22 protein-coding genes and 1 tRNA gene are annotated in these 23,227 nt (G+C 51.2%); 10 read left to right on the forward strand and 13 right to left on the reverse strand.

Annotation, left to right across the window (positions count from 1 at the left end; genetic code table 11):
- Window positions 1–100: 100 nt before the first annotated feature.
- Together leuO and ACMYSL_RS18245 are read right to left on the reverse strand one after the other, a co-directional pair.
- Entirely contained in the window at window positions 101–1,048 is a 948-nt protein-coding gene (leuO, locus tag ACMYSL_RS18240; RefSeq protein WP_182237720.1) for a transcriptional regulator LeuO, read from the reverse strand.
- A gap of 503 nt (window positions 1,049–1,551) precedes the next feature.
- Window positions 1,552–1,627 (reverse strand) — tRNA-Thr (locus ACMYSL_RS18245).
- A 281-nt stretch (window positions 1,628–1,908) separates the two neighbouring features.
- On the opposite strand from ACMYSL_RS18245, the gene ACMYSL_RS18250 reads away from it, so the two are divergent.
- On the forward strand, window positions 1,909–2,289 hold the full coding sequence (locus tag ACMYSL_RS18250) for a gamma-glutamylcyclotransferase family protein (RefSeq protein WP_434659314.1): 381 nt from the start codon (window positions 1,909–1,911) through the stop codon (window positions 2,287–2,289).
- Here the strand turns inward: ACMYSL_RS18250 and ACMYSL_RS18255 are convergent.
- The 4 genes from ACMYSL_RS18255 to ACMYSL_RS18270 form a co-directional block, all read right to left on the reverse strand.
- Window positions 2,242–3,444, reverse strand: a complete 1,203-nt coding sequence (locus ACMYSL_RS18255) for an IS256 family transposase (protein WP_434659316.1) — start codon at window positions 3,442–3,444, stop codon at window positions 2,242–2,244. The genes ACMYSL_RS18250 and ACMYSL_RS18255 overlap by 48 nt on opposite strands.
- Before the next feature lie 156 nt (window positions 3,445–3,600).
- Window positions 3,601–4,629, reverse strand: a complete 1,029-nt coding sequence (locus ACMYSL_RS18260) for an LLM class flavin-dependent oxidoreductase (RefSeq protein ID WP_434659318.1) — start codon at window positions 4,627–4,629, stop codon at window positions 3,601–3,603.
- A gap of 163 nt (window positions 4,630–4,792) precedes the next feature.
- On the reverse strand, window positions 4,793–6,007 hold the full coding sequence (locus tag ACMYSL_RS18265; protein ID WP_304257911.1) for a citrate synthase family protein: 1,215 nt from the start codon (window positions 6,005–6,007) through the stop codon (window positions 4,793–4,795).
- 59 nt (window positions 6,008–6,066) lie between these two features.
- Entirely contained in the window at window positions 6,067–7,029 is a 963-nt protein-coding gene (locus ACMYSL_RS18270) for a DctP family TRAP transporter solute-binding subunit (protein WP_434659320.1), read from the reverse strand.
- A gap of 620 nt (window positions 7,030–7,649) precedes the next feature.
- Between ACMYSL_RS18270 and ACMYSL_RS18275 the strand changes: the two genes are divergently transcribed.
- The 6 genes from ACMYSL_RS18275 (at window position 7,650) to ACMYSL_RS18300 (ending at window position 12,783) form a co-directional block, all read left to right on the forward strand.
- Window positions 7,650–8,978: an MFS transporter gene (locus ACMYSL_RS18275; protein ID WP_110277210.1), complete on the forward strand. Its 1,329-nt coding sequence runs from the start codon at window positions 7,650–7,652 to the stop codon at window positions 8,976–8,978.
- 84 nt (window positions 8,979–9,062) lie between these two features.
- Complete coding sequence (locus ACMYSL_RS18280; RefSeq protein ID WP_434659322.1) at window positions 9,063–9,440, forward strand: VOC family protein; 378 nt, start codon at window positions 9,063–9,065, stop codon at window positions 9,438–9,440.
- 70 nt (window positions 9,441–9,510) lie between these two features.
- Complete coding sequence (locus ACMYSL_RS18285; RefSeq protein ID WP_434659324.1) at window positions 9,511–10,464, forward strand: 2-hydroxyacid dehydrogenase; 954 nt, start codon at window positions 9,511–9,513, stop codon at window positions 10,462–10,464.
- 52 nt (window positions 10,465–10,516) lie between these two features.
- Complete coding sequence (locus ACMYSL_RS18290; protein ID WP_434659326.1) at window positions 10,517–11,272, forward strand: SDR family oxidoreductase; 756 nt, start codon at window positions 10,517–10,519, stop codon at window positions 11,270–11,272.
- A gap of 162 nt (window positions 11,273–11,434) precedes the next feature.
- The gene (locus ACMYSL_RS18295) at window positions 11,435–12,085 is read left to right on the forward strand and encodes a flavodoxin (protein ID WP_434659328.1); all 651 of its coding nucleotides are present in this window, start codon (window positions 11,435–11,437) and stop codon (window positions 12,083–12,085) included.
- 32 nt (window positions 12,086–12,117) lie between these two features.
- Entirely contained in the window at window positions 12,118–12,783 is a 666-nt protein-coding gene (locus ACMYSL_RS18300; protein WP_434659330.1) for a DUF4405 domain-containing protein, read from the forward strand.
- Window positions 12,784–12,855: 72 nt separating this feature from the next.
- Here the strand turns inward: ACMYSL_RS18300 and ACMYSL_RS18305 are convergent, their stop codons facing one another.
- Window positions 12,856–14,028, reverse strand: coding sequence for an MFS transporter (locus ACMYSL_RS18305; RefSeq protein ID WP_434659332.1), 1,173 nt, complete (start codon window positions 14,026–14,028; stop codon window positions 12,856–12,858).
- Window positions 14,029–14,112: 84 nt separating this feature from the next.
- Between ACMYSL_RS18305 and ACMYSL_RS18310 the strand changes: the two genes are divergently transcribed.
- Entirely contained in the window at window positions 14,113–14,613 is a 501-nt protein-coding gene (locus ACMYSL_RS18310) for an Lrp/AsnC family transcriptional regulator (RefSeq protein ID WP_434659334.1), read from the forward strand.
- Here ACMYSL_RS18310 and ACMYSL_RS18315 read toward each other — a convergent pair.
- Together ACMYSL_RS18315 and ACMYSL_RS18320 are read right to left on the reverse strand one after the other, a co-directional pair.
- Entirely contained in the window at window positions 14,610–15,737 is a 1,128-nt protein-coding gene (locus tag ACMYSL_RS18315; RefSeq protein WP_434664150.1) for an MFS transporter, read from the reverse strand. The genes ACMYSL_RS18310 and ACMYSL_RS18315 overlap by 4 nt on opposite strands.
- A 142-nt stretch (window positions 15,738–15,879) precedes the next feature.
- On the reverse strand, window positions 15,880–16,938 hold the full coding sequence (locus ACMYSL_RS18320) for an alpha/beta hydrolase (protein WP_434659336.1): 1,059 nt from the start codon (window positions 16,936–16,938) through the stop codon (window positions 15,880–15,882).
- 255 nt (window positions 16,939–17,193) lie between these two features.
- On the opposite strand from ACMYSL_RS18320, the gene ACMYSL_RS18325 reads away from it, so the two are divergent.
- Entirely contained in the window at window positions 17,194–18,078 is an 885-nt protein-coding gene (locus ACMYSL_RS18325; protein WP_434659338.1) for a LysR family transcriptional regulator, read from the forward strand.
- Window positions 18,079–18,102: 24 nt separating this feature from the next.
- On the opposite strand, the gene ACMYSL_RS18330 is transcribed toward ACMYSL_RS18325, so the two are convergent.
- From ACMYSL_RS18330 to ACMYSL_RS18345, 4 genes are all read right to left on the reverse strand, one after another.
- Entirely contained in the window at window positions 18,103–18,420 is a 318-nt protein-coding gene (locus tag ACMYSL_RS18330; RefSeq protein ID WP_434659340.1) for a cyclophilin-like fold protein, read from the reverse strand.
- Between the two features lie 175 nt (window positions 18,421–18,595).
- Window positions 18,596–19,639, reverse strand: coding sequence for an alpha/beta hydrolase (locus ACMYSL_RS18335; protein WP_434664153.1), 1,044 nt, complete (start codon window positions 19,637–19,639; stop codon window positions 18,596–18,598).
- A 231-nt stretch (window positions 19,640–19,870) separates the two neighbouring features.
- Complete coding sequence (locus tag ACMYSL_RS18340) at window positions 19,871–21,079, reverse strand: MFS transporter (RefSeq protein WP_434659342.1); 1,209 nt, start codon at window positions 21,077–21,079, stop codon at window positions 19,871–19,873.
- Window positions 21,080–21,384: 305 nt separating this feature from the next.
- Window positions 21,385–21,816 (reverse strand): (R)-mandelonitrile lyase, encoded by a 432-nt coding sequence (locus ACMYSL_RS18345; protein ID WP_434659344.1) that lies wholly within the window; start codon window positions 21,814–21,816, stop codon window positions 21,385–21,387.
- A gap of 170 nt (window positions 21,817–21,986) precedes the next feature.
- Here ACMYSL_RS18345 and ACMYSL_RS18350 point away from each other — a divergent pair, with 170 nt between their 5' ends.
- Complete coding sequence (locus tag ACMYSL_RS18350) at window positions 21,987–22,886, forward strand: LysR family transcriptional regulator (RefSeq protein WP_434659346.1); 900 nt, start codon at window positions 21,987–21,989, stop codon at window positions 22,884–22,886.
- Window positions 22,887–23,227 lie beyond the last annotated feature (341 nt).

A 23,227-nucleotide genomic window follows, 5' to 3' on the forward strand; every position in this document is an offset into this window, starting at 1 on the left:
AGGATGGATATATTTAATGCTATTTAATTTATTCTCAAGGTTGAAATCGACAAGCAACAATAAATACCTGGCGTCAGACCAGGTATTTATTGATATATATTTAGCGCTGGCAAATTTTAATCAACAATTCCGCCATCCAGCGATGGCTTCTGTCCTGACCGGCAGTTTCGTGCCATGAGAGATAGCAGGTACGGCTGCTCATTTCTAATGGCAAAGTCAGCAGTTGCAGTTCAAATTGTTCTTCAAATTCCCTGGCTAACCATTCTGGGGCAATGGCGACCATATTAGTTTGTGACACGACGCTCAGTACGCTGACCATCGCATTACCGTGAAAAGCAACGCAGGCCTGCTGCTCTTCCGAGCTATACCAAGGGTGGCTGAACGACGCGTAGCGATCCAACGCCACGGAGGCATGCTGTTCCTGATAAATTTCCTGTTCGGTCAGCGGTCCTGAAATGCGCGGATGATTTCGGCGGGCCACTAGCACCATTTCATCGTTAAACAACGGGATGCTGGTGAATTCAGGATGGTTAAACTTGTTGTAATCAAGAACAAACTCAACTTCCTGATAGCGCAGCTGGTTCGTGACCTGTTGGCTCAACGAGGATTTAAATGACAGACTTACCCTTGGCGCGATCTCACTAATCTTATTAAATATCAGCGGGGTCAGATAGTTATCCAGCGGGCTACAAACGCACAAATTATAAATACGTTCACAGTCCAGCGGGTCAAAAAGGGTATCGGGCAGTTCATTTTGCACCAGCTGCAGCGCGCGGCGCACCGAAATGAAAAGCTGAAATGCACGGTCTGTCGGTTTAATCCCACGGCCGTTGCGGACAAACAGTTCGTCTTTAAACAGTACTTTTAGCCGAGAAACCGCGCTGCTGACCGCAGGCTGAGACATCCCCAGCGTTTGCGCCGCTTTGGTTAAGCTTTGTTCCTGCATGACGGTATCAAAAATAGTCAATAGATTGAGGTCGACTTTTCGTAATACAGGTTGGATAACTTTCTGTTCAGAGGTTGGTTTTGATGTTGTGTTTTCATTCATGTAGGCAACTCCACCAGCACATTAATCAGCGATCCTGCTTCGTAACACGGAGACTTTCCGCCAAAGAAAAAAAATGGGTAGATAAATCATCATCGGCCAAAACAGCCATGTGTTATCTGTTTCCAGCAGTACGCTCAAATGTATGAAACTTATTATTAATATGGAAAAAAGCATAACAATATGAAGCGTATTATGTTTTCTGGAGAAAACGGCATAACGGTGCAGCATTATTTTTCCCTTCGTTCACTCCTTGAACAAAGGATAATACCATATAAAAAGTGGTGAAATTTCTGAAAAGTACGCGACTAAATCCTAATAAGTAAATTCTCAACCACGATTATTCACAGAGTAATCGCATGATTTATACGAATTCAATATGTAGATCGTAGTGGTGAATTTTGCAGAAATTGTTGAAATAGAGATTTTTTGCTGTTTGTCTTATGCAGCCACGGCGGGATAGTCAGAGGCTTAAAACTAAGCATCTATGCAGAATGGATAATGAATGGTGCCGACTACCGGAATCGAACTGGTGACCTACTGATTACAAGTCAGTTGCTCTACCTACTGAGCTAAGTCGGCATTGGGCCGCCATCGAGGCCTCGAACCCCGTTCCCTACAACGTATGTCGTTCGCTCTTCCAGATGAGCTAATGGCGGTTATATGTAATGAGTAAATTCCCGAAAGGGTTAATACTCATTAGCGGCGCGCATCATACCCAGAATCATCAGTCATGTAAATAATATCTAAAGAGAAAAATCTGAAAGCGCTCCGCTATCTGATATAAATTGCTGTAACCATGGCCATTTGGCCCCCAGTCCTTTTTGAGACCCCTGGGTTTTCAGTTATCAGTTGGAGAGTTTATGGAACGCTTATTTGTCTACAGCACCCTACGCCCGGGTCACGTTAATGCCCATATTCTGCAAGCTATTGGCGGAGAGTGGCTACCAGGTTACGTAACGGGCACTTTTTTTGAACGTGGCTGGGGAGCGGCGGCAGATTTTCCGGGGATCGTGCTTGATAGCCGTGGGCCGCGGGTCGAGGGCTATCTGTTCCAGTCCGATAACCTTAACGACCACTGGCCAATGCTGGATGAATTCGAAGAAGGTTACGATCGTATTGCCGTTGAAGTCACTACCCATGATGGTCAGCGCGTGACCGGAGAGCGTTCAGAATTCTGTGTCACGTTAAAAATTCTACAGCGTCATCACTTCATTCAGTCGCCCATCAAAATAAATGGCTAACTGCGACAATGTCAAATTCCAGCTTTGGATGGGCATTGTCCATTTTTCCTGGGCATTCATCAGACCCAGATAAAGCAGCTTCAACAGGCTGTTTTCATTCGGGAAAGCGCCTTTGGTTTTGGTCAGCTTTCTGAACTGGCGATGTACCGATTCAATCGCATTCGTGGTGTAAATGACCTTGCGGATATTTGCCGGATAGCGGAAGTACGCTGACAAGTTTTCCCACTTGCGCCGCCACGACTGGAGCACCACCGGATATTGCTGGCCCCATTTTGCTTCCAGCTCATCCAGCGCCGTTTCTGCCGCTTCTTTCGATACCGCGCGATAGACTGGCTTCAGGTCAGCCATGAACGCTCTATGATGTTTTGACGCCACATATTTAATCGAGTTACGTATCTGATGAATAATACATAGCTGAACTTCCGTCTGCGGATAAATACTGTTTATCGCTTCCGGAAAACCGGTCAATCCATCCACGCAGGCAATCAGAATATCTTCAACCCCACGATTTTGCAGGTCGCTTAAAACCGACAGCCAGAAGTTCGCGCCCTCACTTTCTGACAGATACAGACCCAGAACTTCTTTTTTGCCTTCCAGATTAAGCGCCAGCACGGTATAAACCGCTTTGCTCTGATAACGACCATCCTCCCGGATTTTATAGTGAATGGCGTCCAGCCAGACGAAGGGATAAACCTTCTCCAGCGGGCGCTGCTGCCATTGTTTTAGCTCAGGAATGATTTTATCGGTGACGGCGCTGATAGTTGCGCTGGAAACACTGAAAGCATAAAGATCTTCAATCTCCCGGCTGATGTCCTGGTAGCTCATCCCCAGCGCGAACAGGCGAATGATCTTACGCTCTATCTCATCAGACAGCGTGGTCTGATGCTTTTTCACTAGCTGAGGCTCAAAAGTGCCATTACGATCACGCGGAGTCGTCAGCTCGAAGGGGCCGGTCGGGGCTTTAATGGTCTTTTTGCCTGTGCCGTTTTTACGGTTGGCTTCAACATCCTGAGCCAGATGGGAGTCAAGCTCTGCAGAAAGAGCAGCTTCGGTTAACTGTTTGATTAAAGGCGTTAAGATCCCATCTTTGCCGGTTAATGCCTGACCGGACTGGAGTGCTTTAAGCGCTTTGTCGAAATCGAAGGGCTGGGACATGTGTCATTCCTTTTTGATTGTATATTACTGGAATGACACAGAATTTCTAACACTCCCCGTGACCGCGTGGGTCTATCAGCTACAGCCCCGGGCTGAGCCATAAAACGTTTTCGCCCCACATCACGTAAAGCCTGCGGGGCGTTATTTATTTCAGCTTTACGCGTCGCGCCAGCCCATTCCCGGAGCAACATGTTTCAAAATGGATTCAATAACATGTACGTTGTAATCCACACCCAGCTGGTTCGGCACGGTCAGCAGTAACGTATCCGCTTCGGCGATCGCTTCATCCTGTTTCAGCTGTTCGATCAGCTTGTCCGGTTCCGCGGCGTAGCTGCGACCGAAAATGGCCCGGGTTTTCTCATCAAGGAAACCGACCTGATCGCTGGTATCACGGCTTGAGCCAAAATATGCCCGATCGCGATCGTCCATAAGTGCAAAAATACTCCGACTAACCGAAACTCGCGGCGTATGCGTATGCCCCGCCTGTGCCCAGGCCTCACGATAAGTGCGGATCTGCTTTGCCTGCTGAATATGAAACGGTTCACCTGTTTCATCGTTTTTCAGCGTCGAGCTTTGCAGGTTCATCCCCAGTTTTGCAGCCCATTCAGCGGTTGCATTTGAGCCCGCCCCCCACCAGATTCGTTCACGTAGCCCTGCGGAGTGAGGCTCAGGGCGCAGCAGGCCCGGCGGATTTGGAAACATGGGCTGCGGATTGGGTTTGGCAAAGCCTTCTCCACGCAGCACATCCAACAGCACTTCGGTGTGGCGGCGCGCCATGTCAGATTCGTTTTCCCCTTCAGCAGGGACGTAACCAAAATAGCGCCAGCCATCAATGACCTGCTCCGGGGAGCCCCGACTGATCCCCAACTGTAAACGTCCGCCGGCGATCAGATCCGCCGCGCCCGCATCCTCGGCCATATAGAGCGGGTTTTCATAGCGCATATCGATAACGCCAGTGCCGATTTCAATACGCTTAGTCTTCGCGCCTATTGCGGCCAGCAGCGGAAAAGGAGAAGCAAGCTGACGGGCAAAGTGATGCACCCTAAAATAGGCGCCGTCTGCGCCCAACTCTTCGGCAGCAACGGCCAGATCGATGGATTGCAGCAGCGCATCAGCAGCCGAACGGGTTGCTGACTGCGGCGACGGCGTCCAGTGACCAAATGACAAAAAACCGATCTTTTTCATGACATGTTCATCCTGGTTTTCAGGGGAGTGACAGGCAGGCCGAGCGTCGTATCAAGTGGAAAAAGCCGGTTTCTGCCGTGTAATTCCTCTACTCTACGCATTACCAGGTTAGAATAAATATCGTTTGTTTAACAGAATGCATCAAATAAATTGATGGTCCCGCTTACTGGCGAGAAAAGTGGCACTCTCTCCCGGCACCAGCCAAAGATGATGCATCGCTTGCTGACTCTAACTCAGGCCCCACGTATCGTCCACGTGGTCGAATCACCTTGCCAGTGTTGATTTGCTCCATCGCATGCGCCAGTAAACCGACGCTTCGGGCGATTGAAAACAGCGCAAATGCCGCATCGCCCAGAAGACGATAACGGGTCACCAGGGCAGCAAGGACAACATCAATATTGGGCAGCAGCCCGGTTAGGGTAATCACCTTTTCAATAAATTTCGCGATCTCCTCCGGCGGCTCGAACGCTTCCAGCAACGCCACTGCGCGCGGATCCCCATCGGGATAAAGATGATGCCCGAACCCCGGGATAGGGATCGCCGAGGTGAGATAACGGTTAACCACTCGATCGGCACTGGAGTGCTCAACCTCATCAAAAAGCGCCTTAACGCGCTGGGTTGCATCACCGTGTAATGGCCCGGTAAACGTCGCCAGCCCGGTAAGTAGACAGGCGGGTAACGATGCGCCGTTGGAAGCCGCGATTCGCGATGAGAACGCGGAACTGGTCAATTCATGATCCGCCAGCAGCACCATTGCCCGGCGAAAGATGTCCGCCACCTCTTGTTCCACTCCCCACCCCATCGCCAGACGCTGGTGAATCAACATTTCGGGATGGTTTACCGCACCAAACGTCGCTGCCAGGTGTCCCACCAGCGTCGCGGCTTCAGCATGAAGAACCTTAAGCGTTCGCGCATGAGTCGAATGGCCCGACGCCGTTGCCGAGGCCAGCGCGATAAACGCATGCGACCGCTCAGGAGGAGTGAGAGGATAATCGCGGGTGGGGACCGAAAATCCGCTGGTGATTTCAGCGTTCCACAGCAAACGCGCCGTGTCCTCCAGCGTTGCGCTCTCAGAGAACGAAATGACGTTTTTTCCGCGATAGTACAAATGACCTTTCGCAAAAGTTGAGATGGCGGTGGGAATACTCGGCTCGGTACCAAACAGGGTGTTAACGGCGAGGGTTTCACGCTTTCTTCCCTGCTGTTTTCTCTGTTTCAGGTTGTGGATGTTTTCCGCGCTATACAAACTACGCCGCGTGTTCTCGGGGTCCGGGTGCGATGAGATGAGCCCCCGGCTCACATAGGCATATATGGTTTGCGGACGGACGCCGAGAAACTCCTGAACCTCGTCCAGCGTGAGCCAGAGCGCTAACTTCATCTTTGGTTGCATCAAATACCTATCGCATAAGATTTCGGGTAAGCGGGATGCTGTCGTCCTTATCTACCGTAGCCTGCCAGCATAGCATTTATCTTCTTCAACCACTCATCGCCGTTTTTCGCAATAAACTCATGCTCGATAGCCGGTTTCATCACTTCTCTGAACGCTTTGGCATCAACCTCATTAACCTGCAATCCCGCACGCTTCATCTCTTCAAGGAACATCGCTTCGTTTTCATTAGAAAAATTGCGCGTTGCCACCGCACCAGCCAAAGAAGCGCTGAGCAAAATATCTTGTTCCTGCTTTTCAAGGGAAGTGAATCTGGCGTGGTTCATCACCTGAATCAGAGGGCCATACATGTGGCGCGTTAGCGAGAGGTAGTTCTGCACTTCATACAATTTTCGTGCGTAAATAACCGAAACCGGATGCTCCTGGCTATTGATTGTCCCTTCCTGAATCGCCGCATAGATAGCCCCTGACGGAAGCGGTAGCGTAGCGATACCGACGCCTTGCCATAACGCCTCATGAACCTGATTGCCTGGCATCGTGCGAATCTTCAATCCCTTAAAATCATCGGGATGATTGATAGGCTTAACGTTGTTGGTAAATGAACGGATACCGTTCTCCCAAAAACTCAATCCTTTCAGATCGTTATTATCCAGCACATCGAGCATTTCACGCCCGAGTTCGCTATCCATTATCTGGTAGGCCTGTTCAACGTTTTCAAAGAGATAAGGAATATCAAAAATATTGATCCGCCCGTCGAGTGAAGCGAAATACCCCGCACCGCCGAGAAAGATATCGAGTTCGCCCTGCTGAACCATTTCGATCATTTTCGGGCCGTTACCAAGCTTAGCATCGGGATAAAGCTCAAACGTTATGCTTCCCTGTGATAATTGGCTGGCAATTCGCACCATTTCCTTGATACCCACGCCCTGAGAGCTCGCCATTGAACCCTCAAGACCAATGCTGAACTGGCGCGTTTCGCGGCGTGCTGCGGACAAACTGTCGACAAGTACCATTTCTGTGCTCTCCATGTGCGGTTGCGGGTCTGAGATAAATCAAACACTATACGAAAACTCTACGTTTCCATTTTCAACCAATCAAGATTGATTAATTAAATCAACTGATAGATGGCTCTCAAAATGGCTGAATATATTCGGCATCTAAAATAGGGGGCCATATGACTCTCAGGAGTAAGGCTCTGAATTCTGGCATCCAATTTTTGAATCCCTTTTAATTGTCGGTGTCAACTGACAATGTCAATCTATCGCTACTGCATCACACTCCTTAACTATCGAGCGGGATATTGATGTTGATTTTTTTAATCAAGATTGATCCCGGCAATTCGTTATTTTAACTTCAGCCCAATCAATCGTCACATGCAGTGAAGCCTGACAAATTGATGCCCAAAACAAATGACAAAGACAGCAAGCAACGGATCGACAGAAAAATAAAGGGGTTTTCCCGGGATGAATTTCCCGGTAAGAAAACGCATTGAAGTTTTATTTGCAGAACCGCTGCTCACGAAAAAAGATGGGCATTTGGGTCGGATAGACACCTTACGAAATAATGATTAACCTGTAAAAGAATGGGTTAACAAATATAACGTATACCTACAAATCCATGAAGGACGAAAAATATGAGTAATATTCAACAACAAGAACTTACCGAGGCATCTATAGATGCCGGAGTTGTTCCTAAACAGAAGGCAACACGAATCAGGTATTACATGCTGGCCCTGATACTCTGCGCGACTATCATCAATTTTGTCGACCGTTCGAGTCTGGGTATTCTGGCTCCGTTTATTAGTAAAGATCTCGCACTTGATAAAGTTCAGATGGGGCAAATTTTTGCCGCATTTGGTCTTACCTACGCCTTTGCACTCGTCCCTGGGGGCATTATTGCGGATGTTTTAGGTTCGCGCGTAGCTTATGCATTTTCACTGATTAGTTGGTCGCTGGCGACAATGACGCAGGGAGTCGCCAGCGGTTTCAATATGCTTTTCGGTTCTCGCCTGGCGATTGGCGCGCTTGAAGCACCGGCTTTTCCGTCAAATGCCCGCGCCGTCACCATGTGGTTTCCCACCGGTGAAAGGGGTTTTGCCACCAGCGTTTATGTCATGGGGCAATATATCGGCACACCTTTATTCACCGGCCTGCTGTTGTGGATTGCGAACGGCTTTGGCTGGCGTTCCGCCTTTTATTTGACCGGTGGCGCGGGCGTAATACTCGGTATTTTGTGGTATATCTGGTACCGCGATCCGTTAAATCACAAAGCAGTCAACGCCGCTGAACTAAAACACATTCAAGAGGGCGGTGGCCTTGTTGGCAAGAAAAAACGCGACCGTTTTGACTGGAAAAACGCCTTCAGACTGCTGAAGCACCGTCAGATTTTGGCTATTTGCCTGGGTAAGTTTTGTAATAATGCTATTCTGGTTTTCTTTACCACCTGGTTTATGACTTACCTCGTTGAAGAACGCCAGATGACAATGATTAAGGTCGGTATTTTCCAGGCATTACCCTTCCTCGGGGCAACCGCCGGGATATTACTGGCAGGTTTCTTTTCGGATTTCTTTATTCGTCGCGGCTATTCTATGTCGGTCGCCAGAAAAGCGCCGTTGATTATTGGCACGCTGCTGGGATCATCTATTTTATTAGTGAATTTTGTCACCTCAAACGAAATGATCATTGTTATCTTGACCGTCTCTTTCTTTGCCCAGGGTGTCGGCTCATCGTCATGGGCGGCGGTATCTGAAATAGCGCCACGGCAATATATTGGTTTAACCAGCAGCATCACCAGCCTTGCCGCTAATATTGCTGGCGTCACTACGCCGATAATGATTGGCTACATTCTTCATGCGACCGGTCAATTCTTTTGGGCGCTTAATATGATGGGAATTATGTGCTTGATTGGCGCATTCGCCTATTCATTCCTGCTGGGGCCGTTGTCGCGCATCGAAATGGACTAATAAGTCAACGCTGATTCACCCGGTTTGAGCCGCTATCCGCGTTCGTCTGTGGCTCAAATCGGCTTTATAGATAGAGGAGTAAACGTGTCCGAATATACATGGGATCATTTGCAGTTACGCAGTCCTGACCCTGAGCTTACTGCCGCCTGGTTTGAGCGCTGCCTGAACGCTGAAATCATTCGCAAGCCCGGCAAGGTGGATATCCGTTTAGCCGGGATCAATATCTTTATCGCCCCGGTGACCGAAGGCGATGGCGTCGCACCGCCGCCGCTCCCGCCCTATCAGGGCCTCGATCATTTTGGCCTGACGGTCGACAACCTGGATGAAACCGCCGCCGAGTTAAAAAGCAAAGGTGTGGAATTCACCCAGGAACCGATCGCCATTCGCCCCGGCGTTCGCGGTTGTTTTATTCGCGGGCCACAAAATATCTCGATTGAAATCCTTGAGCGACGCTTGAGTTAATCGCCCCCGGCATACGTAAACATAAGAATTTAGTCTGCCATTTATTGGCCGCAACTATGGATATAGCATAATGAAACCCAGCATCCTGCAGTTAAATCCCATCCTCATTCCCGCGATTAGCGAGAAATTAAACGCGCTGTATACCGTGCATCGTTTCTTTGAACTGGAAGATAAAGAGGCGTTTATCAAAGAATATGGCAACACCATCCGCGGGGTCGTCTCCGGCGGGCATACCGGTATCAGTAATGCATTGATGGAGCAACTGCCTGCGCTGGAAGTGGTTGCCATCAACGGCGTTGGCGTTGATGCAGTCGACCTGAACTATGCGCGCAGGCGGAAGATCCACGTAACCGCCACTCTTGGCGCGCTAACGGAAGATGTTGCCGACCTGGCCATTGGTTTGCTGATTGCCACCTGTCGGGGGATCTGCGCGGGCGACCGCGTGGTACGCAGCGGCGAATGGGCGAAAAATCCGCATCCCGGCGCGATCCCCCTCTCCCGCCGTTTCAGCGGTATGCGCGTCGGTATCGTTGGCATGGGACGCGTTGGACGCGCGATTGCCGAACGCGCCGCCGCCTTCGGCTGTCCGATTGCCTATACCGACCTGCATCAGATGACCGATCTCGATTATCCGTTTATTGCCGACCTGTGCGAGCTTGCCGGTCAGAGTGACGCGCTGATCCTCGCCGCTTCCGCGGATAAAGCAGAAGGCATCGTAAATGCCGCCGTACTCGACGCGCTCGGCGAGAATGGCTTCCTCGTCAATATTGCTCGCGGAAAGTTGGTGAATGAACCCGATCTGGTTGATGCGTTGATTGCCGGGCGTATTCAGGGTGCGGGACTGGATGTTTTCGTTGACGAGCCGCACGTTCCGGCACCGCTTTTTGAAATGGACAACGTTGTTCTGCAGGCGCACCGCGCGAGCGCCACCATTGAGACCCGAACCGCCATGGGCGAAATGGTGCTGGCGAGCCTGGCTCAGGCGTTGAGTGGCCAGCGTCCTGAATGCAGCCTGACCGCTTAAGACCTGACATTTCAGTCGATGATTTTCAATACATTTTAAGAAGGATGTAGCCATGTTCACTTCAAGTAAAATCGCCCTCGTCACAGGCGCAGGCAGCGGGATTGGCAGAGCGACGGCTATCGCCTTGTCGAATGCCGGTTATTTTGTGGTCCTCGCCGGACGTCGCCTGGAACCCTTACTGGAAACCGTGGCGGCATTTGGCGGCGGCGAGCAATCGATGGTTGTGCCCACCGACGTCACCAGCCCGGAATCCGTGGCGGCCCTGTACGCCCGTATTCATGAAAAATGCGGTCATCTTGACGTGCTGTTCAACAACGCGGGGACTAATTTCCCGGGCATTCCCTTCGAAGAGTTGAGCTACGAGAAGTGGACGGCGGTTGTTGATGTCAATCTGACGGGGATGTTTCTCTGCGCCCAGGGCGCCTTCCGCCTGATGAAAGAACAAAACCCTCAGGGCGGGCGAATCATCAACAACGGCTCGATTTCCGCCCACGCCCCGCGTCCTGATTCAGCGGCCTATACGGCAACCAAGCACGGCGTGACCGGCCTGACGAAAAGCATCTCCCTTGATGGCCGTAAATACGGCATCGCCTGCGGTCAGATTGATATTGGCAATGCGCACACCGAGCTGTCGCAGCGCATGTCAAAAGGCGTCAAACAGGCTAACGGAGAAGTGGCGGTTGAAGCGATGATGGATGTCTCACAGGTTGCCAACAGCGTGGTTTACATGGCTGGCATCCCGCTCGACACCAACGTACAGTTTATCACCGTGATGGCCACCACCATGCCGTTCGTTGGCCGTGGCTGATTGGAAGTAACACAATATGGGCTGGGTCTCTCAGCCCATAAAAACGCCCCTCAGTAAGCGCCGACTGACAAAATTGTCAGAAGACCGTCAGCCTGACGACAGGTGGCTTACGCCAGAATAACGTTAAGTACCTGACGTTTGCTGATTGAGGGAATAAACATAATGAGAACAGTAATTAACGCATTTCTGACGATGATGGTCATCGGGCTGACGGGGTCGGCCGCTTTCGCATCGGAGAATATTGCCGTGCCATCCCGGACGTTGATTGTCTATTTCTCTCAGCCGGAGGAGATGGCCGCTGACGCGGTAGATGGATTTTCCGGTGCCAGCGTATTGCAAAAGCTGACGCCGGAGACCGGCAGCACTCAGTACGTTGCGCAGCTCATCGAGAAGCAGACTCAGGGCGACCTGTTCCGCATTGAAACAGCAGAGCCCTACCCCCGCCAGCATGATGCGCTGCTGCGTGTTGCCGAAAAGGAACAACAATCCAAAGCCAGACCTGCGTTAAAAACACCGCTTCCTGACCTCAATAATTACGACACGATTTACGTCGGTTATCCTATCTGGTGGTACACCATGCCCATGGTGATCTATACCCTCTTCGAGCAAAATGACTTTTCTGGCAAAAATATCGTTCTCTTTACCACTCATGGAGGGAGTCGGTTAGCGGATTCCCTGCGCGAAATAGCCCGCATGCAGCCACAGGCGAAATTAATCACTCGCGCCCTCACTATATCGCGCAGCGATATTGCACGCCCCGACATACCGCAACAAGTCGAACAATGGGTTAAACAAGTCCATCCGCAACCTTAATCAAGATGAAAAGAGTCTATCTTTTTCAGGTCATGCTGGATGCGCTGATGGCTTTGTTACTGCTTGTGCTTATGGGATTTCATCTTCACGGTGAAATATTGCATGAATGGGCGGGGCTTCTCTTTACGCTGACCATTTTTCTGCATTTATATCTCAACAAGCATCGATTGTGGTCGCTGTCGCCGAAGCTCCCTACCGGGATGGTCTTCATTAACAGAACCATTAACGTGGCGACGTTGGTGATTATCCTGACAGCGCTTGTTTCCGGGATGATGCTCTCACGTCACCTGCTGTCTGACCTACCGTTTCATCATCCGCAAATATGGGTCAGGAAGGCCCATATGACGGCAGTACACTGGGGCATGCTCATTCTCGCCATACATATCGGCTTGCACTGGAAAATGCTGGCGACGTTTTTCTGTCGCATCATGCATATTCCTGAAAGCTCTGGTTTCGCGAATGTCACCATGCCGGTTATTTTTTTCATCGTCGCGCTACACGGAGCCTACTGTTTTCTAAACGGAGACTATCTTTCGTATTTGCTGATACAGGTTGATTTTTCTTTTTTCGATTACGATGAGTCTGCCTCCGCTTTTTATGCGGGCTATTTATCCATCATTATCTTATTTTCCCTGACCACTCGATTCCTGCTGTGGCTGTTTATTTTCAGAACAACTCGGGCTGACTCTGAGAAATAGCGATACAGCCGAACGCGTATTACCGTTCGGCTGTAGGCGATTGAACAAGCTCGGGCGCTCGCTCCAGTTAAGTCATTCATGAACCGGCAAAGCGTAACCTTTACGGGCACTCTGCCATGCCAGGTAAGCAAGACCCAGCGCAATAAACGACAGAATAGCGCCCGCCCAGTTCGGTGAGGCCAGACCAAAACCTGCGGCAATGGTCACCCCGCCAGCCCATGCGCCCAGCGCGTTTCCCAGATTAAACATGCCAATATTGACCGATGCGGCCATCGTAGGGGCACCCGCATGACTGGCGCGTTCCATCACCAACTTCTGAATCGGCGAAACCGTCGCGAAGCCGAAAGCCGCCATCAGAAAGACCGAGAAACTCGCGACCCACGGGTTTTCGACACCAACCCAGAAAGCCAGTAATACAAACCCCTGAGCGGCAAGCGTGACGAAAAGCGTACCGAACAGGGAGCGATCGGCAAAGCGCCCGCCAATCCAGTTTCCAACAGCAAGTCCCAGACCAAACAGCACCATCAGCCATGCTACGCCTCCAGCGGAGAAACCGGCCTCCTGAACCATCATCGGGGCAATGTAGGTGATGGAGGTAAAAAAGGCTGCCGGACCGAAAATAGTGATCCCCATGACAAGCAACACTTGCGGATCAACAAAGGCCCGCAACTCGTTGCGTAAGGCAATGGCCTTGCCCTTGGCAATATGCGGAATCAGTACGGCTACGCTTGCCATCGTCAGCAGCCCGATACCGGCTATCACCCAGAAAACAAGCCTCCAGTTGAACGTCTGAGCAAGCCAGGTGCCAGCCGGAACGCCGACCAGATTGGCCAGCGTCAGTCCCGAAAACATGAAGGCAATGGCGCTTGCCTGGCGTCCAGGAGCCACCAGCGATGCGGCAATAATCGAGCCGATACCGAAAAAGGCCCCGTGATTAAAGGAGGTAATAATACGGCCCGTAATCGCCATCTCCATCGTCGGCGCGATCGCCGTAATGATATTGCCGACCGTAAAAATCCCCGCCAGCGCGATCAGCATGGCCTTGCGAGGGACCCTTGCGCCCAGCACCGTTAGTAGCGGTGCGCCAACAAAGACGCCAAGCGCGTAGGAGGTCGCCATCATTCCCGCTTTCGGGATGCTGACGCTAAATTCTGCCGCAATTTGAGGCAAGATCCCGGCGATGACAAATTCAGTCAGACCGATACCAAATGCGCCGACGGAGAGGGCGAAAAGTGCGATAGGCATTGCAACTCCATTATCTATTTTATGGGTTAATAATATTAGGTAGAATTTAGTATATTCATATTTTTATTCAGACCAGGAAGCCTTATGAGCGCATTTGATAAAGAAAAAGATGGCATTCGGCAGACAAGGCATAAACCAGCGGAACTGGATGCCATTGACCGAAAAATATTAGGTGCATTAGCCGTTGACGCAGGTCGCAGTTACGCTGAGTTGAGTGAGATTGTGAATTTATCGGCACCTGCGGTTCACGATCGTGTGAAGCGCCTGAAGCGTGATGGTGTGATCAAAGGCACCGTAGCGATACTGGATGGCTGCATGTTGGGACGCACGCTATTAACGTTTCTGGTAATCGATACCAGCAGCTATAAAGCGACGCGCGCACTTCTTCAGTTCACCAGCCGCAAGGAAGTGGAAGAATTGCATACCGTTGCCGGGGACGGCTGCGTATTTATCAAAGTACGGGCCGCCGATACCGAATCGCTGGAAAATTTTCTGATGGAGATTCAGAGCCTTGAAGGCGTTCGTTCTGTGCGCAGCTATATTGCACTTTCAACGTTTCTTGAGCGCGGGCCTTCGCCTGACTAAGGCGCGCTGGCTCTCTGGCGTGATGTGAAAAATGTCAGCACGACGGCGCTCAGGAGCAACATGCTACTCATTGCAAAAGCGCTCTGCCAACCAAGGTGGTCAAACACCATGCCACCTGCGGTTGAACCAAGAGCAATAGAGAGCTGAATTACCGCGACCATCAGTCCGCCTCCCGCTTCTGCATCATCGGGAAGCGTGCGGGCAATCCATGTCCACCACCCTGTTGGCGCGGCGGTTGCCAACATCCCCCAGAGGCCTAACAGCAGGGCGACAATCCAGATACTGTGTCCGGTCAGAATCAGGGCGATGGCAATAACGGCCATCAACCCAGGAATAGCCATTAGCGTTGGGTAGAATTTCGCATTGAGGAACGTCGAGACAATCAACGTGCCAATAAAACCCGCCACTCCGATAACCAGCAGAATGAGGGACAAGCCGGAGGTATCGACACGCGTCACCGTCTCCAGGAACGGGCGCACGTAGGTAAATAAGGCAAACTGCCCCATAAAGAACAGGCCACAGGCCAGCATGCCAATGGAGACAACAGGACGACTGAACAGGCGGAATACGGATCCACGTGATGCAGTGCTTTTATTGCCGTTCATACCCGGCAGACTAAAGCTCTGCCAGATAAGGGCCACAACAGCTATGGGAACCAGGCACAAAAAAGCGCCTCGCCATCCGATGGTTGCCCCCAAATAGCTCCCCAACGGCGCTGCCACTACCGTCGCCAGCGCATTGCCTCCGTTGAAAATACCTAGTGCACGCGCGACCTGATGCTGTGGCACCAGGCGAATCGCCGTTGCCGCTGACATCGACCAGAATCCGCCAATCGCAATGCCAATCAGGGCCCGGCCTGCCATATACACAAGATAACTGGAGGCCAGTGCGATAATAATCCCCGATATTGCCATCAGCACCGTCATCCCCATCAGCAGGTATTTGCGGTTCACATTTCCGGCAAGCGTCGAAATAGTCAGACTGGTCAGGACCGCCAGCACGCCGGAGATGGCAATCCCCTGACCTGCCAGCCCCTCCGTCACGCCCAAATCTCGGGCGATAGGGGTGAGCAGGCTAACGGGCATAAATTCCGATGCAATCAAAACAAAGACGCACAGAGTCATGGCAAAAATACCACCCCAGTACGCGTGCTGATTATTCTGCGATGTTGTTTGGCTTAGTGTCGACATATTTAGGTTTCACGAAGGTCAGAATCAAAGCCACCGGAATAGACAGGTGGCTTTGATTCAATTTAATTGACTGGGTTTATTTCAGGTTGGTTTTAAAAAACTGTTCAAACTTCGCGAAAGGTATTTTTCCGGCAACGTTATCGTACAGGTCCACATGGTTTGCACCCGGAACCACCACCAGCTCTTTGTCTTTGCTGCCGACGGCCTTGTAAGCATCTTCAGCAAAATAGCGTGAATGCGCTTTTTCACCGGTCACGATAAGCGTCGGAATGGTGATTTCACTGGCGTAGCTCAGCAGCGGCATATTCATAAACGACAGCGGCATCGTTGCCGTCCACGCCCCGGTCGAGTTAACGGAACGCGCGTGGAAACCGCGCGGCATGCGGTAGTAATCAAAGAACTCTTTCACTATCGGATGAGGATCCGCCGGTAACACCTCTGGCAGAATACGTTCGCCAGCACTGGCCTTACCGTTGCTGTCGACGTTAACATCATGGCCAGCGTGTGCGAACGTCCCACTTTCCGCATCTTTCCAGCGTTGTTCATTCAGATACTGCAGTACAGCACGGCGATCGGCGGTTGAATAACGGTCTTTGCCATCACCCACGCCATGACCCATTGCCCGGCTCATGTCATACATCACGCTGGTGGCCACCGCTTTGACGCGGGTGTCCATCGCGGCGTCATTTAACGCCATGCCGCCCCAGCCGCAAATACCGAGCAGCCCGATACGATTGCGATCCACCTCTTTTTGTAATCCTAAGAAATCCACCGCCGCGCTGAAATCTTCAGTGTTGATATCCGGTGAGGCGACGTTACGCGGATAACCGCCGCTTTCCCCCGTATAAGACGGATCAAAAGCCAGCGTAACAAACCCCTGCTCTGCCAGAGTCTGCGCATACAGACCGCTGGATTGCTCCTTCACCGCGCCAAAAGGCCCACTGACGGCAATCGCCGCCAGCTTGCGATCGCCCCGATCTTTTGGAAGATAAAGATCGCCCACTAACGTGATGCCATATCGGTTCTGAAACGAGACCTTACGGTGATCGACTTTATTGCTCTCGGCGAAGGTCTTATCCCATTTTTCGATCATGGAAACGGGGGTATTTGGATTATTTGAATCGGCATAACTCATTGTCGTTACTCCACTTAATGATGCGAATAGCAGCATGGCAGGCATAGCGGTTTTTAGCGTTCGGGCGATAGCATTCATGAAAAATCCCCATGAAAAACAAGAGAGAGATACAGGTTTCTTACGGACAACGCTGCTGCGCTTTGTTTAGATGGGCTCATTATAGTTAGCAGAATTAGTGCTGATTAGAGGGCTATAGCTGCTAAGATTAATACCATATTGTTATAAATTAATGCTGTGTATGGCGGGTGATAATCAATGGCGAAAAGAGAGAACTACAACGAGCTTTATCTGTTTATGCAGGTGGTAAGAGAAGGTAGTTTTACCGCTGCGGCGCAACGGCTTGGGCTTGCTCAATCAGGGGTTAGTCGATCTGTTCGTGAGCTTGAAGAAAGATTAGGTGTCCAGCTTCTGGTGCGTACCACGCGCAAGCTGTCGCTGACGCAAGCCGGAGAGCAGCTCTACCAGAAGACGGAGTCGGGGTTTGATGCATTAGACCTTGGGCTTGCCACGCTGGCGCACTATCGTGAAACGCCCTCCGGCACGGTCCGCATCAATGCCAGCCAGCACGCTATTGATAAATGCCTGCTGCCAAAGCTTTCGGTATTTAAACAGCGCTATCCTGATATCAGGCTTGAGCTGATGAATGAGAGCCGGTTCGTCGATATTATCGAGGAAAGATTCGACGCGGGCATCCGTCTGGGACCCGAAGTGGGCCAGGGTATGGTTGCAGTACGCATTACGCCCGATATGGAAATGGCCATTGTAGGTACCCCTGAGCATTTTCGGCGCTACGGCTTTCCGCAAACCCCGGCGGATTTAAAGACGCACCCCTGTATCGCCTATCAGTTTGCCGACGGAAGCCTATACCAATGGGAACTCAACCAGGATGATAAAAAAATCACTCATCGACCTGAAGGGCAATGGGCCTTATCTGACAGCTATATGGAAGCAGAAGCCGCCCGGCTGGGTCTGGGGCTGGCCTATATCCCTGTCGAGCTGGTTGCTGATGATTTGGAGCAAGGTAAGCTTATCAGGGTGTTGCAGCGTTACAGCGTAAGAATGGAGGGGTTGTTTCTTTATTATCCTCATCGCAACGTGTCCCCCGCCCTGCGTATCGTTATTGATACCCTGAAAATCTAACCGTTCGCGGTAGTAAATTGCGCGTTAGTTTGCAATTTCGAATGTCACATCAATGTTGCCAGTACGCCTGAAAAGCCCTACACCAGAGTGAATACGTCCAACCTTCTGAAGATGGCTGATTCGTTCATTGTTTTGTTCATACATGATGACAAAGCTGTGGCGAGGCGCCCAGTAGACGATATCACCCACTTCATATCCGCTGGTTTGCTGTTCATTGGCCGGTAAAGCGTCGGGGAAGCGATAACACATCTCCCGGTTGTATAAATCTTCCATCGGCAGCGTCAGCGGAAATCGGGAAACCAGCGCCCGGGTGGTTGCATTATCATAAAATGTTGCCGTCATTATCTGGTCTCCAGCAGTGATTTTCACTTTAATACCTCAGCATCAGAAGCTATTGACGAGAATGACACGGCGGTCAGTGAAACCAGAGCAAGCAAAATAGGTTTAAACATAAAATTCTCCATTTTTATATTGTTAGTGATAACGGCACGAAAAGCTGTGCCGTTTAAATAAGATGTTATTTATTTGAATTCAGATTGGTATTAAAGAATGAGACCAGCTTATCCCACGGTATCAACTCAACGCGGTCATACAAATCAATACGGTTAGCCCCTTTGATCTCCACGAGCGCTTTCGGCTCTGCCGCCATCTTATATGCCGTGTCGGTATAGGTTCGGGAAGGCGCAGAGTCACCAACAACAAACAGTATCGGGCGTGGTGATATGGACTCGATGTCAATAAACGGATGGAAGTTCATAAATTTAGCGTAAGTCGCAGGGGTAGACCGGCGATCGTTAGATGCCACTTTTCCGCGCTCCGTCTGATAAAAGTCATTAGACTCTTTACCTTCAATAAAGACCGGATCGTTTTGCCCCGGCCCGTAAACGGGCTGACCGGTTTCAAACGTCTTGTAACGCTGTTCAGCTGCGGTGGCCAAGTCTCTGTTTCTCATTTCCACAGTTCGCTCATGGTTCAAACCAGTGCGGAAATATTCGCCCATATCGTACATGCTGACGGTGGCGAGAGCCTTAATACGCGGATCCACCTTTGTCGCCGCGATGGCAAAACCACCACTACCGCAGATGCCAATCACGCCAATGTTGTCCCGATCCACAAAGGGGCGCGTCCCCAGGAAATCAACGGCGGCGCTGAAGTTTTCAGCATAAACATCAGGCAGCACGGCCCCACGCGGAGAGCCGGCACTTTCTCCCCAGAAGGACTGATCAAAAGACAGAGTGACAAAACCGGCTTCCGCCATTTTCGTGGCATAGAGATTCGCAGCCTGCTGCCTTACTGCGGCAAAAGGATGGCCGATAATCAGGGCATTATATTTCTTCCCTGCGTCCATATTTTGGGGGGTAAACAACGTACCGGTGACTTCCATACCATAAATATTTTTGAATTTAACGGTTTCCGAATTCACTTTATCGCTTTTATAGAAATTGTCTGCTCCATGGGACATATCCGCAGCCGCGGCTACGGTTGTTCCCATCCCCAGAGTCACGCCTAATATTGCCAGTGCGGCCAGCGTTTTTAATTTCCCTTTGGCATGTTGTTTCATGGTATCTCCTGAATTAATCAAAGGTGTTAATACAAACGGAGTGGTATATCCGAGGAAGAATAAATCTTCGGACAACCGAGCCTATCCCAGTAGGCGTTATTGGCGCAGACAGTTTGAGCACGGACAGCGCGGAAGAACCGGAGCGTACACGTAGTACGTGAGGATTCTGAGCACTGCCCAGGTTCAAAATGGCAAGCGAGATAGCCCTAATGGGATAGGTTCTAAGCCTTTTCAGGCCGGTTTTCGTTTAGCTAATGCAGAGCGTTTCATCAGCAGGTATGCAACAACCGCCGTGGAGAGCACAACCAGCGCGCCGGTCAGGAATATGGCATTAACCCCCAGACGCCCGCCAACCCAGCCAAGGGCGGGACTGCCGACAGCCATCGCCACGTCGAGGAATGCCGTGTAGATCCCCATGACCATGCCCCGGTTATGAGGGCTTGAGCCGCTAATGGCTTCAATACCGAGTCCCGGATAGACCAATGAGTAGCCGAAACCTGCAAATGCGGCCCCTACAGAGGCAACTAGCGAAGTACTGGCAAGCCAAATCAGCAACATTCCGGCGGCCTGGACGAGGACAAAAATCAAAGCGATACGCGCCCCGCCAAAACGATCCGGCAGATGTCCGGCAACCGTTCGAGCAATAATCAGCGCAACGCCAAAGGCGGTAAACGCCATCCAGACGGGCTGCCAGTGCATAGCACTGTAATAAAGAGAACTGAAGGCCAGAATAGCGCAGTAGCCCGTGCTGGCTAGCGCGGCGCCCAGGCCGGGTAACCACACCGCATGCATGACTGAGCCAAAGGAAGCCTGTGCGGCATGCTGATGAGGTGCCACTGCGGGCATGCGTGCTAGATATATCAGCACCAGCAACGGAAGCAGCAGCGTCAGAAGCGCGATCGCCTCAAAGCCAAACGCGTCATAAAGCAGTGAGCCAACAGGCCCGCCGAGCGCCATAGCGGCAAACATCGCGGTGCCCATCCAGGCGATGACCTTGCCAGCATGCTCTTTGTCCACCAGAGCCAACCCCCACGCCACTGCACCGGTAATGATGAAACTTTCCGCACCACCAAGGATCGCACGCCCGGCAAGCAAGACGGCTACCGACAGTAGCGGAATACCGACCAGCCAGAGCGACACCTGGTATATCCCGCCTGAGACGGCAGCGGCGATGAGTCCGACTACCACACCTTTTTTGGCGCCGCGCCTGTCGGAATAGCTCCCGGCCCACACGCGGGAAATAAGCGATGCAGCAAACTGTGCCCCGGCGACCAGGCCCACGATAAACGTCCCGAAACCCAGGTCATTTTTGACATGCAGCGGCAGGACGGGCAGCGCCACACCGATAATGATAAAGCCGACCAGGACTGCGGCCATTACTGGCATCAGCGTTGCGACGACCGAAGTGCTGGAGGCATTGTGATAATGTTTTACAGACATATAAATCAGCCATTTACCTTTTAATGAACGGAATGTCGCATAAGTGTTTTTTATTTTTCGGGCACGATGTGGCCCTCAGGAAATTCCAGTAAGAATTTCCCGTGTGCAAAAATGCTGTTAATCAGGACTGCTTTTCTTATTTCCAGATGGTATTAACCCCCGGAAAAATCGGGCACGCCTGTCGGAGGTTAATAAATCTGAACTGTCGGTCGGGAAAATATTTCGTTAACGTCCACGTCATCAGGCTGGCTGATTACCAATGCGACGATCCATTGTCCTGTTTAGACGCAGCGTGACCTTCAGGGTTAATGATATTGCTCGTCAGAGACAGGCTCCTGCCAGTCCACGTTTTTACCCTCCACCCTATACGTCATGGCCAGGTGACTCATGGGGGACGTCGACGTGGCGCCATGCCAGTGGCGGACCGTTGCAGGGATCCAGACGACATCGCCCGGAGCGATATCCTGGCGAACCTTACCCTCTTCCTGAACCCACCCTTTGCCTGTTGTGACGATCAGCAGTTGCCCAGCGGGATGGGTATGCCACGCGGTGCGCGCACCCGGGGCGAAATCTACCTGGCCCAGACTGGCTCGCGTCGACTCGTTAGGCGGTAATAACGGGCTGACAACCGCATGGCCTGAAAAGTTATCTGCCTTGCCGACGACAGAAGGGGTCTGGCCGTTACGACGGATCTCAATACTTTCAGCGCAAACCTGCGCTGCCCCCAAAACGGACATGGCCGCTGCTGCAATAATTGCTTTCATCTTTAGCCTCGCTGGTTGCTGATAATGATCTGCTTGCTTCAAAAGATACGCATGGTTATTTAGTGAACGAAAGTAGTATATCGAAGGACTTATTAAGTGATTAGAGGCTAAAATGAGATTGAAATTATAAGGAGAGCTTCTTAATGTCCGAACAGAACCTGAATGACCTCGCTGCATTTATGGTGGTTGCCAGAGAGCAAAACTTTACGCGAGCGGCAAAGCGGCTGGGCGTTTCACAGTCCGCGCTAAGCCAGACGGTTCGCGGACTTGAGGCTCAGTTGGGGCTTCGGTTACTCAACCGAACGACGCGTCGGGTCGTGCCGACAGAAGCCGGAGAGCGGTTAATGGCCTCCATCGGGCCACAGCTCGAGGATATCCAGCGCCAGCTGATGGTGCTGAGCGAATTACGGGATAAGCCAGCCGGTACCATACGTCTTACGGCTACGGAATATGCCGCAGAGTCAGTGCTTTGGCCAGCGGTGGCGCGCCTGGTTAAAAACTATCCCGATATTAAAGTCGAAATTCTGACGGATTATGGCCTGACGGATATCGTAAGAGATCGTTTTGATGCCGGCGTACGCCCCGGCGAAACCATTGCCAAAGACATGATTGCGGTTCGTATTGCGCCTGATATGCGGATGGCGGTGGCAGGATCGCCTGAATATTTCAGTAACAGGGCAGCTCCAGTAACTCCGCAGGAACTTACGGATCATAGCTGTATAAATCTGCGTCTTTCCGGGCATGGGGGGCTTTATGCGTGGGAGTTTGAGAAAGATGGACGAGAGCTAAATGTACGGGTTGACGGCCAACTGGTCTTTAACACCGGAAGTATGATACTGAGAGCGGCACTTGAGGGGCGAGGACTGGCGTACCTGCCAGAAGCCCAGCTTGAACCTTATGTCGCTTGCGGGAGGCTTGTTCGCGTTCTTGAAGAATGGTGTGAACCCTACTCCGGTTACCATCTTTACTATCCGAGTCACCGTCAGCCGACGCCGGCGTTTAGCCTGCTGGTCGATGAATTACGCTACTCAACCCACAAATAGCTTTAGAAAGATCTCTCGCTGTTATTTAACGATGTATTTAATCCGAAATTTGAATGTCCGCTCTTATACGCTGCCGCCGTGAGCCACCAACGAAAGATGAAAACATCATTGCGGTAGCTACCTGCTCGAACCACCAAAACAGTCATGATGATCATCATCTGTAACATCCGCAGCAGCATTGAGTGAGACACGATGGCTCAAAGCTGGGAACAGCACATCAGAAACCGTATAAAACGAAAAACCCCAAGCTAAATAATAGCTTGGGGTTTAGATTTGGCGGAAGCGTAGTCCGCCATGTTAGTGTCCGTCTAACTCTAGATAAATACTATTTTTTAAATATA

The sequence above is a fragment of the Klebsiella sp. MISC125 genome (genome assembly GCF_051131775.1).
Lineage (GTDB): Bacteria > Pseudomonadota > Gammaproteobacteria > Enterobacterales > Enterobacteriaceae > Klebsiella.